Below are 10,729 nucleotides of genomic sequence, written 5' to 3'. Positions count from 1 at the left end.
GCGGCGCGCCGAGCTCGCCCGGCTCGCCTGGCCCGAGGCCGCCGGCACCACCGCCGAGCAGCGCGAAGCCCTCGAACTGGCCGTCCGCCACGGCCTCACCGCGCACGAGGTCGCCGCCGTCCTGCGGATGGAGGCCGACGCCGCCCGCACGCTCCTCTCCAGCGCCGCCTGCGAGGTCGAGCGCACCCGGACCGCCCTGGCCGTCGTCGAGTCGGGCCACTGTCCCGTCGTCTCCCGGTTCGCCGGCGACACCCAGGTGCTGCTGGGGGCCTCGCTCCGGCGCGAGCTGGTGCGCCACGTCGACGACTGCGCCGACTGCCGCCGCACGGCCGAGCGCGCCACCGCCGGCGAACCCTGGCCCGGCACGGCCGCCTGCTCCGCGCCCCTGCCCGTCATAGCGGCGCCGGCCGCCGCGGCGTACGCCGCCATGGAGGACGTCCGGCGCGCGAGCCGGCAGCGCGGTTCCGCCGCCCCGCCCACCCCGCGCTTCGACCGGCGCGGCTTCCCCCAGGACCCCAAGGACCGGGCGGCCCGCCGCGCCCGGCTGCGCAAGGGAGCCATCACCACCACGGTCGTCGCCACCGTCATCGCCGCACCCGTCCTGGCGCTCTGGGCCGCCTACCGGGGCGCGCCGATGACGGGGGAGGGCCAGGAACCGGCGTCGATGTCCGCCAAGGACACCAGTGGCGAGTATCCGTACGACGGGAACGGCACGAGCGGCAAGGCGGGCCGGGCCGTCGGCTCGGCCGGTTCGCGGGCCGCGGGCGACCGCCGCCCGGCCGGGGTCTCCGTCGTGGTGATCGGGCCCGACGGCAGACCCGTGCCCCAGCCGGAGGCCGGCGCCGCCTCACCCTCGCCCGGTGGCAGCACGGTCCCGCTGCCCGGCCCGCCGCCGGGGCCCGAGCGCGGTCCGGGCCGGCTGACGATCGAGGCACGGCCGAGCGGCACGACCACACTGATCACCCTGCGGGCGAGCGGCGGCGAGCCGGTGGTCTGGTCGATGACGACCCGCGCGCCCTGGCTGAAGCTGAGCCGTACGGGCGGCGTACTGCGGCCCGGTCAGTCCTTCACGGTCGTGGTCCACGTCGACCAGGCGAGCGAACCGGAGGGCCGCTGGAGCGCCCGCGTGGCGATGGCGCCGGGCGGTTCGGTGGTCACGATCGAGGGCCGGGGGCGCACCCCGGAGCCCACCCCGACCGCACCGCGGCCCTCCCCGACACCGACGGACCCGGCCCCGCAGACCCCCGGACCGACCCCGTCCCCCTGAGCGCGCCGACGCACGAGGTCAGCGCGGGTCCGCCGGGTGCGGAGCCATCGGCAGCAGGGACGCCAGCCGCTCCTCGCACAGCTCCACCAGCCGCTCGTAGCCCGCCTTGCCCATGAGCTCCCGCAGCTCCGGCGCGTACGTCACGTACACCGGGTCGCCCGCGCCGTGCGCGGACGTCGCCGACGTGCACCACCAGTGCAGGTCGTGGCCGCCCGGGCCCCACCCGCGGCGGTCGTACTCACCGATGGAGACCTGGAGGATCCGCGTGTCGTCCGGCCGCTCGATCCAGTCGTACGTACGCCGCACCGGCAGCTGCCAGCAGACGTCCGGCTTGGTCTCCAGCGGCTCGCGGCCCTCCTTCAGCGCCAGGATGTGCAGCGAGCACCCCGCGCCGCCGGCGAACCCGGGTCGGTTCTGGAAGATGCACGAGCCCTGCCAGCGGCGCGTCTGCCGGTCGCCGTCCTCGTCGAGCTGGGTCCAGCCGCTGTCGGTGCCCACGTCGTGGAACTGCCACATCTCCGGCGTGAGCCGGGCCACGTGCCCCGCGACGCGCTTCTCGTCGTCCTCGTCGGAGAAGTGCGCGCCGAGCGTGCAGCAGCCGTCGTCCGCGCGACCGGCCTGGATGCCCTGGCAGCCGCTGCCGAAGACGCAGCTCCATCGGGAGGTGAGCCAGGTCAGGTCGCAGCGGAAGACCTGCTCGTCGTCGGCCGGGTCGGGGAACTCGACCCAGGCGCGGGCGAAGTCCAGCCCGACCTCGTCCGGGACCTTCGCGGTCCCGGCGTCGGCCCGCACGGCCCCGGGGGCCTTGGCGCGCTTTTTGTCCGACTTCGCCTTCTTCGTCTTTGCCACCCCACAAGCCTATGCGCCCGCGAGAGCGGCAGTAGCGTTCAGGCCATGAGACTCGGTGTCCTTGATGTGGGTTCGAATACGGTCCATCTGCTCGCGGTGGACGCGCATCCGGGCGCCTGCCCCCTGCCCGCCCATTCCCACAAGGCCGAGCTGCGCCTCGCGGAACTCCTCGACGACGGCGGATCGATCAGCGACGCCGGCATCGACCGCCTCGTCACTGTGATCCAGGACGCCCTCCAAGCCGCCGAGGACAAGGGCTGCGAGGACGTCCTGCCCTTCGCCACCTCCGCCGTCCGCGAGGCCGCCAACGCCGACGCCGTCCTCGACCGCGTCCGGAAGGAGACCGGCGTCACCCTCACCGTCCTCACCGGCGAGGAGGAGGCGCGCCTGACCTTCCTGGCCGCCCGCCGGTGGCTCGGCTGGTCGGCCGGGAAGCTTCTCCTCTTCGACATCGGCGGCGGCTCCCTGGAGATCGCCCTCGGCCTCGACGAGGAACCCGACGCGGCGGCGTCGCTGCCGCTGGGCGCCGGCCGGCTCACCGCCGCGTGGCTGCCCGGCGACCCGCCCGACCCCACGGACGTACGGGCCATGCGCCGGCACGTACGGGCGCAGATCGCCCGCAGCGTCGGCGACTTCTCCCGGCTGGGCGCCCCCGACCGCACGGTCGCCACGTCCAAGACCTTCAAACAGCTCGCCCGCATCGCCGGCGCCGCCCGCTCCACGGAGGGCGTCTACGTACAGCGCGCCCTGACCCGCAAGTCCCTGGAGGAGTGGGTGCCCAGGCTTGCCGGCATGACCGTCCAGCAGCGCGCGAACCTCCCCGGCGTCTCGGAGAGCCGGGCGCCCCAGCTGCTGGCGGGCGCGCTGGTCGCCGAGGCGGCGATGGACCTCTTCGGCATCGACGAACTGGAAATCTGCCCGTGGGCCCTGCGGGAGGGCGTCATCCTGCGCAGACTGGACCACATGCCGGCTAACCCTGCGGGCGGCTGAGGGTCGTGTCGTGCGCACCACCGCTGCGCGGCGGTGTCCTCAAACGCCGGACGGGCTGAGATCGGCTGAGCTCAGCCGATCTCAGCCCGTCCGGCGTTTGAGGACGCGCTCGCAGGGCGCCCGCCGCCGCAGGCGGCAACCCACCGCTCATACTCCGCCACATGAGACGCCCCTGCCACGCCTCGTCGGAGGCGGTCGTACGCTGTCCCTCGTGACAGAGCCAGTGGTGCGCATCCCGGATGCGAAGGTCGCGCTGTCCACGGCCTCGGTCTACCCCGAGTCGACGGCGGCGGCCTTCGAGATCGCCGGGCGCCTGGGCTACGACGGCGTCGAGGTCATGGTGTGGACCGATCCCGTCAGCCAGGACATCGAAGCGCTCCGCCGCCTGTCCGACTACCACCGCGTGCCGATCCTGGCCGTTCACGCACCCTGCCTGCTGATCACCCAGCGCGTCTGGTCGACCGACCCGTGGACCAAGCTCCAGCGTGCCCGTACGGCCGCCGAGAAGCTCGGCGCGAGTACGGTCGTCGTCCATCCGCCGTTCCGCTGGCAGCGGGGGTACGCGCGGGAATTCGTGCGCGGCCTGTGGCGCATGGCGGACGAGACGGACGTCCGCTTCGCCGTCGAGAACATGTATCCCTGGCGCTACCGCGACCGCGAGATGCTCGCCTACGCGCCCGACTGGGACGTCACCCAGGACGACTACCGCCATTTCACCGTCGATTTGTCGCACACCTCGACCGCCCGCACGGACGCCCTCCAGATGATCGATCGGATGGGCGACCGGCTCGCGCACATCCACCTCGCCGACGGCAACGGCTCCGCCAAGGACGAGCACCTCGTGCCCGGCCGCGGCAAGCAGCCCTGCGCCGAGCTGCTGGAGCGCCTCGCGACCACCGGCTTCGACGGCCACGTCGTGATCGAGGTCAACACCCGCCGCGCCATGTCCTCGGCCGAGCGCGAGGCCGACCTCGCCGAGGCCCTGGCCTTCACCCGCCTGCACCTCGCCTCCCCCACGAGCGTGCCCCGCTCATGACCGCCACCCCCGGCGGCGCACCCAAGAAGCGCGGCAGGCCCGCCCGTACCGACACCGCCGACGGCCCCGGAGCCCGCGCACGCATCCTCGCCGCGGCCCGCGCCGAGTTCGCCGGGCGCGGCTACGACAAGGCGTCCATCCGCGCCATCGCCAGGGGAGCGGACGTGGATCCGGCGCTCGTCCACCACTACTTCGGGCCGAAGGAGAAGATCTTCGCGGCCGCGATCGAGACGGACTTCGCGCCCGCGCTCGCCACGCCGGGCGTCCTCCAGCAGGGCGGCCGGGACACCGTGGGGGAGCGGATGACCCGCTTCATCCTCGGCGTGTGGGAGGACCCGGTGACCCGCGAACCGCTCCTCGCGATCGTCCGCTCCGCCGTCGCCAACGAGACCGCCGCCGCCGTCTTCCGCGATCTCGTCACCAGCCGCCTGATGGCCCGCATCGCCGGCGAGCTCGACGTCCCCGACCCCCGGCTGCGCTCCGAGCTGGCCGCCGCCCAGCTGGTCGGCGTCGCCATGCTGCGCTACGTGATCAAGGTCGAGCCGCTGGCCTCGGCGGACATCGAGCGGGTCGTCGCCCTGGTCGCGCCGGCGGTCCAGCACCACCTGGCGGGCCCCGGCCAGGGTTCCGGCCCGCGGTGAACGCGCCGCGTCTCGTATGCCGGAAAGCCTGTCCGGACCTTGGATCACCGGCGTAGGCTCGAAAGACGCCGGCACGCCGGCACAGCGCCGACACACTTCGAGGAGTGGAGCAGGATGCCCGAGCTGAGGTCCCGCACCGTCACCCACGGCCGCAACATGGCGGGCGCCCGCGCCCTGATGCGCGCCTCGGGCGTAGCGGGCGCGGACATCGGCAAGCCGATCATCGCGGTGGCGAACTCCTTCACCGAGTTCGTCCCCGGCCACACCCACCTCGCCCCGGTCGGCCGGATCGTCTCCGACGCGATCCTGGCGGCGGGCGCGGTGCCCCGCGAGTTCAACACCATCGCGGTCGACGACGGCATCGCCATGGGCCACGCCGGCATGCTCTACAGCCTGCCCTCCCGCGACCTGATCGCCGACTCCGTCGAGTACATGGTCGAGGCCCACTGCGCCGACGCGCTGATCTGCATCTCCAACTGCGACAAGATCACCCCCGGCATGCTGATGGCCGCCCTGCGCCTCAACATCCCGGTCGTCTTCGTCTCCGGCGGCCCCATGGAGGCCGGCCAGGCCACGCTCGTCGACGGCACGGTCCGCAAGCTCGACCTGATCAACGCGATCGTGGACGCGGCCGACGAGAACGTCTCCGACGAGGACGTCCTGCGCATCGAGGAGAACGCCTGCCCGACCTGCGGCTCGTGTTCCGGCATGTTCACCGCCAACTCCATGAACTGCCTGACCGAGGCCATCGGCCTCTCCCTGCCGGGCAACGGCACCGTCCTCGCCACCCACACCGCCCGCAAGGCGCTGTACGAGAACGCGGCCCGCACGGTCGTCGAGATCACCAAGCGCTACTACGAGCAGGACGACGACTCGGTCCTGCCGCGCAACATCGCCACCCACGCCGCCTTCGACAACGCCATGGCACTCGACATCGCCATGGGCGGCTCGACCAACACGATCCTGCACCTGCTCGCCGCCGCCCAGGAGGCCGGGCTCGACTACGACCTGACGGACATCGACGCGGTCTCGCGCCGCGTGCCGTGCCTGGCCAAGGTCGCGCCGAACGTCGCCCCCGGCGGCACGTACTACATGGAGGACGTGCACCGCGCCGGCGGCATCCCCGCCATCCTCGGCGAGCTCTACCGCGCGGGCCTGCTCGACGAGGACGTCCACACCGTCCACTCGCCCGGCATCAAGGACTGGCTGGACACCTGGGACGTGCGCGGCGGATCGCCCTCGCCCGAGGCCGTCGAGATGTGGCACGCGGCGCCCGGCTGCGTCCGCTCCGCGACCGCCTTCTCGCAGTCCGAGCGCTGGGACTCCCTCGACACGGACGCCGCCGGCGGCTGCATCCGCGACGCGGAGCACGCCTACTCCAAGGACGGCGGACTGGCCGTCCTCAAGGGGAACCTGGCCGTCGACGGCTGCGTCGTGAAGACGGCCGGTGTCGACGAGTCGATCTGGACCTTCGAGGGCCCGGCCGTCGTCTGCGAGTCCCAGGACGAGGCCGTCGACAAGATCCTCCGCAAGGAGATCAAGGAGGGCGACGTCGTCGTCATCCGCTACGAGGGCCCCCGCGGCGGCCCCGGCATGCAGGAGATGCTCTACCCCACGTCCTTCCTCAAGGGCCGCGGCCTCGGCAAGTCCTGCGCCCTGGTCACCGACGGCCGCTTCTCCGGCGGCACCTCGGGCCTGTCCATCGGCCACGCCTCGCCCGAGGCGGCCTCCGGCGGCACCATCGCGCTGGTCGAGGACGGTGACCGCATCCGCATTGACATCCCGGACCGGTCGATCGAACTCCTCGTCCCCGAAGCGGAGCTGACGGCCCGCCGGGAGGCGCTCGGCGGTACGTACGCGCCGAAGAACCGCGACCGCAAGGTCTCGGCGGCCCTGCGGGCGTACGCGGCGATGGCCACCAGCGCGGACAAGGGCGCGGTGCGGGACGTCAGCCGGCTGCCCTAGCGGGCGGATCTTCGGCTTGCGGGCCGTCTTTGCCGCGTGGCCGCCTGCGGCGGGGCGGGCTGTTTTTGCCGCCTGCGGCGGCGGGCGCCCTGCGGGCGCGTCCTCAATCTCCCCCAACTACCGCTGGGAGGTGCCCCCAGACGGGCTTGATTGTGGCTGGGCTCAGCCGCCTTCAGCCCGTTGCACGGCCCCCGCGCCCGCTCACATGACCCACCCGGACACGGCACAGCGCTCCGGGATCAGCGCCAGCCGGCCGGATTGTGGTCGCTCACCGCGAACACCGTCCCGTCCGGCGCCGCGCCGAACACCTTCCCGTCCGCCGCGACGGGCGCCGGGAGCAGGTCCAGATAGCCCCGCCCGGCCCGCGTCAGGCGGGGCGAGGTCTGCCCGAGCAGGGTGCCGCGGGCGGTGTCCACGGCCAGCAGCCGGCCGTCGGCGGCGGAGAAGTACAGCCGGGCCTCGGCGGCCACGAGCGCCGAACCATTGGCGATGGACGTCTCCAGCCGCCACAGCTGCCGCCGCCCGCCCTCCTGGGTACCGACCGCCGTCAGCCCGCCGTCCGAGGACAGCAGATAGACGGCGTCGCCGCGCGCGACGGCACTCGTCACGGCGAGCGGCGACCCGAGCGGCACCCGGTGCTCCCGCCGCCCGTCCGGCTCGTAGCGCACCACGGCCGAGACACGGTTGTCGGAGTCGGCGGCGGTCAGATACAGCGCGCCCCGCGGCCCCGCGCCCACGGCGGTCAGGTCACCGTCCGCCGTCCGCTGCCACAGCGTCGAGCCGCGCACGGGGTCGAGAGCGAGGATCTGCGTACGGTGCCGGCCCTGCCCGGCCGGCGAGACGGCGTAGGCGGGGCCGTCGCCGTAGAAGGAGAAGACGGGCTTGGCGTGCCCGGGCAGCCGGTGGCTCCAGCGCTGCTTGTTCGTGGCGCCGTCGACGGCGGTGACGGTGCCGTCCTCGGTGACCAGCAGCACCGTGTCACCCGCGTGATAGACCCGCCCGCCGTACGCCGCCACGTTCCGCGTCCACCGCGGCTCGCCCGTCGCCGGATCGAGAGCCGAGAGCACGCTGCCGTCCGGTGCCAGCACGTGCACGAGCCCACCGGAGACCACGGGCGCGGGCGGCGCGGCGGCACCCGCCCCCGTGTCCCCGGCCGGCCGCCGCCACGCGACCTTGCCACTGCCCGGATCGATACGGGCCGCCCGCACCCCGTGCGCCGAGCAGTACAGGGCGGCCTGCCCGTACGTACAGAAGCCGGCCCGCACCGTGCCGTCCCCGGCCGCGTCCGCCGGCACCGACGCCTCCCACGGCCGCCAGTCCGCCCCGGCCGCGCTCGGCCGCGACGACAACGGACGGTCATGGACATCGGCGCCGGTCAGCGCCCAGTACCCGCCGGCTCCCGAGGCCACGACGGCCGCGGCCAGCGCGGCGATCCAGCGCCCGCGACGGCGGGGCGTGCGCACGGCAGGCGGCTCGGGCTCCTCGGGCCGGGGTGGGGGAGGGACGCGGATGTGCGTGGTGAGCACGTCGCGCGGCGGTGTCCGAGCGGGCGGTACGTCCCCGGCGGGCCGGCCGCACGCCGCCTCCGGCAGCCGGGCCATGATCGCGTCCGGTGTGGGCCGGGCGGCCGGATCCTTCGCCAGACAGTCGCGGATCAGCGGCACGAGGTCCTTGGGCACGCCGGTCAGGTCCGGCTCGTTGTGCACCACCTGGTACGCGACGATGTACGGGCTCTCCGACTCGAACGGTCCCCGCCCCGTCGCCGCGTGCACCAGCAACGACGCCAGCGCGAACACATCCGCCGCCGGCCCCACCTCCCGCGGCCGCTGGAACTGCTCGGGCGCCATGAAGGGCGGCGTACCGATCAATTTGCCGGTCTCGGTGCGCAGCTCGCTGTCGTACGGGCGGGAGATCCCGAAGTCGATGACCTTCGGGCCGTCCTCGGCGAGCAGCACATTGCTCGGCTTGAGATCGCGGTGCACGACCCCGGCGCGGTGGATGTCCCGCAGCGCCTCGGCCAGCCCGGCCGCCAGCCGCAGCACTTCACCGCCGCTCAACGGGCCGTTCCGCTTGACGCGCTCGGAAAGGGTCGGGCCGGGAATGTAGAGCGTGGCCATCCAGGGCCGCTCGCCGTCCGGATCCGCGTCCACCACCGGCGCCGTGAACGCGCCACTCACCCGCCGCGCGGCCGCGACCTCCTGCCGGAAACGCGCCCTGAACTCGGGATCCACCGCGTATTCGGCGTGCACCACCTTGACCGCGAGCCGCAGCCCCGAGGCCGAACGCGCCAGATGGACCACGCCCATGCCGCCGGAGCCGAGCCGCCCTTCCAGCCGGTACTGGCCGGCATACCCCGGATCCTCCGCTTCCGGGCACGTCCCGGACCTGCGCAGCGGCGGCATTCCCCCCACCCCCGTGTGTTGTCGGCCGCGTACGGCGGCTTCCGGAGCCTAATCGATGGTCCGGACGAATCCCGGGAGGCGTGCCGGGGCCGCCTTGCTAGCCTGCACATGCCATACGCGCCTTCGGCACACGCCCTTCGGCGCACGAGTCAATTCTTCGCGGGGGAGGGCCACATGGCCGTCGACGAGGTCAACGGAATCAACGAGCTCGACGGGAACGAGGCCGGCGGCGAGGCCGGCCAGGGGCAGCACGACGCGGCATCGCCGTCGGTACGGGCCGCCGCCGGCGCCGTCTACTACCCGGTCGCCCCCGGCGTCCAGGTCAACGTCCGCCGGGGCCCCAACACCGGAAGCCAGATCATCAAGGTCCTTCCCGAGGACTCCCGCGTGACCATCCGCTGCCAGACCCGCGGCGAGACGGTCACCGGCCCGTACGGCACCACCGACATCTGGGACAGCATCGCGCCGGGCCAGTACGTGTCGGACGCGTACGTGAAGACCGGCGCCGACGGGTTCGTCACCATCCGCTGCGCGTGACGCGCCGGGGCCGGCGGTCCGGTCCGGTGGCGATAATCGACGTATGAGCGATGAGCACCAGGCACCCGAGGCAGCCGGCCCCGCCGGTTCAGCAGGTCCGGCCGGACCTGCCGGACCACAGCCGGAACCGATCCGGTTCTACGGCACGACCTGGGTCCACCACGACGGCGGTTACGCACTGCGCCGCGTGGGCGCCGGCCTCGGAGCGCTCGCCGCAGCGGCGGGCGGCGCCTTCGTGCTGCGCTTCGGATACGAGGGCCTGGCCATCGCCGAGGTGGGCAGCCTCGTCACCATGCTGGTGGTCGTCGCCTTCGCCGTCTGCAGCGCGCTCGCCTTCCGCCGCACCTGGGAGCGCTTCACCGGCCGCTCGACGAGCACGGTGGACGAGAGGTCGATGCAGAGCATCATGATGATCGGCTTCATCGGCTCTCTCGTTGCCTACGCGCTGCGCACGCTCACCGAGGCGCCGGGCGAGAAGCTGCGCCGCCGGGAGTACGAGGAGGCCGTCGCCCGCCACGAGCGCCGGCGGACGACCCGCACCGGCAACCCGGCGGGCAGGGCGAAGGGCAAGGGCCGGCGCAAGGGGCGCTGAGGGGTACAGAGCACCCCTGGGACTCGTGTAGTGTTCTCCGAGTTGCCACGGCGTCCGCGAGGACGGCGAGGCGGCCACTCACGCCTCACTGGCGGCACTCTCTACTGCACGGCCCTTGAACGGGATGAATTTCGGCATGCCGGAATTCGGACCGGGTTCCGATTAGGAACCGCCGGGGGAATCCGCTAAAGTAGTGATCACGCCGAAAGGCGCGAAACAAACCCCCTCCGACGGGGGATCGGAAACAAATTCGAGCCGGAAACGGCACGGAAAAGGATCTGATAGAGTCGGAAACGCCGGAAAGCGAAAGCGAGAAGGCGAACCCCGCTCCGACAGGGGGCCGGATGCGGAAACGGATCTGGTAAGGTTGGAAACACGAAATACCGAAGGGAAGCGCCCGGAGGAAAGCCCGAGAGGGTGAGTACAAAGGAAGCGTCCGTTCCTTGAGAA

Annotated in this window: 9 protein-coding genes; 7 read left to right on the top strand and 2 right to left on the bottom strand. The window is 73.2% G+C overall.

Annotated elements, in window-relative coordinates:
* The coding region (locus tag J7E86_RS26450) for a sigma-70 family RNA polymerase sigma factor (protein WP_215084980.1) at positions 1 to 1,267 on the top strand (1,267 nt) is incomplete at its 5' end.
* A gap of 18 nt (positions 1,268 to 1,285) precedes the next feature.
* Here J7E86_RS26450 and J7E86_RS26445 read toward each other — a convergent pair.
* Positions 1,286 to 2,116, bottom strand: coding sequence for a hypothetical protein (locus J7E86_RS26445; RefSeq protein WP_215084978.1), 831 nt, complete (start codon positions 2,114 to 2,116; stop codon positions 1,286 to 1,288).
* A gap of 45 nt (positions 2,117 to 2,161) precedes the next feature.
* Here J7E86_RS26445 and J7E86_RS26440 point away from each other — a divergent pair, with 45 nt between their 5' ends.
* The 4 genes from J7E86_RS26440 (at position 2,162) to ilvD (ending at position 6,748) form a co-directional block, all read left to right on the top strand.
* Entirely contained in the window at positions 2,162 to 3,106 is a 945-nt protein-coding gene (locus J7E86_RS26440; RefSeq protein WP_215084976.1) for a Ppx/GppA phosphatase family protein, read from the top strand.
* 211 nt (positions 3,107 to 3,317) lie between these two features.
* Complete coding sequence (locus J7E86_RS26435; RefSeq protein WP_215084974.1) at positions 3,318 to 4,142, top strand: sugar phosphate isomerase/epimerase; 825 nt, start codon at positions 3,318 to 3,320, stop codon at positions 4,140 to 4,142.
* On the top strand, positions 4,139 to 4,783 hold the full coding sequence (locus tag J7E86_RS26430; protein WP_215084972.1) for a TetR family transcriptional regulator: 645 nt from the start codon (positions 4,139 to 4,141) through the stop codon (positions 4,781 to 4,783). The genes J7E86_RS26435 and J7E86_RS26430 overlap by 4 nt, the downstream gene beginning before the upstream one ends.
* Before the next feature lie 114 nt (positions 4,784 to 4,897).
* Positions 4,898 to 6,748, top strand: coding sequence for a dihydroxy-acid dehydratase (ilvD, locus tag J7E86_RS26425; RefSeq protein ID WP_215084970.1), 1,851 nt, complete (start codon positions 4,898 to 4,900; stop codon positions 6,746 to 6,748).
* A 239-nt stretch (positions 6,749 to 6,987) separates the two neighbouring features.
* Here ilvD and J7E86_RS26420 read toward each other — a convergent pair whose 3' ends face one another.
* On the bottom strand, positions 6,988 to 9,150 hold the full coding sequence (locus J7E86_RS26420) for a PQQ-binding-like beta-propeller repeat protein (protein ID WP_215084968.1): 2,163 nt from the start codon (positions 9,148 to 9,150) through the stop codon (positions 6,988 to 6,990).
* A 174-nt stretch (positions 9,151 to 9,324) separates the two neighbouring features.
* On the opposite strand from J7E86_RS26420, the gene J7E86_RS26415 reads away from it, so the two are divergent.
* Complete coding sequence (locus tag J7E86_RS26415; protein WP_251019713.1) at positions 9,325 to 9,687, top strand: SH3 domain-containing protein; 363 nt, start codon at positions 9,325 to 9,327, stop codon at positions 9,685 to 9,687.
* 43 nt (positions 9,688 to 9,730) lie between these two features.
* Positions 9,731 to 10,279: a hypothetical protein gene (locus J7E86_RS26410; RefSeq protein WP_215084966.1), complete on the top strand. Its 549-nt coding sequence runs from the start codon at positions 9,731 to 9,733 to the stop codon at positions 10,277 to 10,279.
* Positions 10,280 to 10,729 lie beyond the last annotated feature (450 nt).

This window comes from Streptomyces sp. ISL-11 (genome assembly GCF_018614525.1).
In the GTDB taxonomy this organism is placed as follows: Bacteria; Actinomycetota; Actinomycetes; order Streptomycetales; family Streptomycetaceae; genus Streptomyces.
Note: the sequence above shows the minus strand (reverse complement) of the source record. Positions and strands in the feature narration are given on the sequence as shown.

Bases quoted from the DNA above. Each gene is read 5' to 3' on its own strand.
- ilvD (WP_215084970.1), top strand. From the start codon at position 4,898: ATGCCCGAGCTGAGGTCCCGCACCGTCACCCACGGCCGCAACATGGCG.
- J7E86_RS26410 (WP_215084966.1), top strand. From the start codon at position 9,731: ATGAGCGATGAGCACCAGGCACCCGAGGCAGCCGGCCCCGCCGGTTCA.
- J7E86_RS26420 (WP_215084968.1), bottom strand. From the start codon at position 9,150: ATGCCGCCGCTGCGCAGGTCCGGGACGTGCCCGGAAGCGGAGGATCCG.
- J7E86_RS26430 (WP_215084972.1), top strand. From the start codon at position 4,139: ATGACCGCCACCCCCGGCGGCGCACCCAAGAAGCGCGGCAGGCCCGCC.
- J7E86_RS26415 (WP_251019713.1), top strand. From the start codon at position 9,325: ATGGCCGTCGACGAGGTCAACGGAATCAACGAGCTCGACGGGAACGAG.
- J7E86_RS26440 (WP_215084976.1), top strand. From the start codon at position 2,162: ATGAGACTCGGTGTCCTTGATGTGGGTTCGAATACGGTCCATCTGCTC.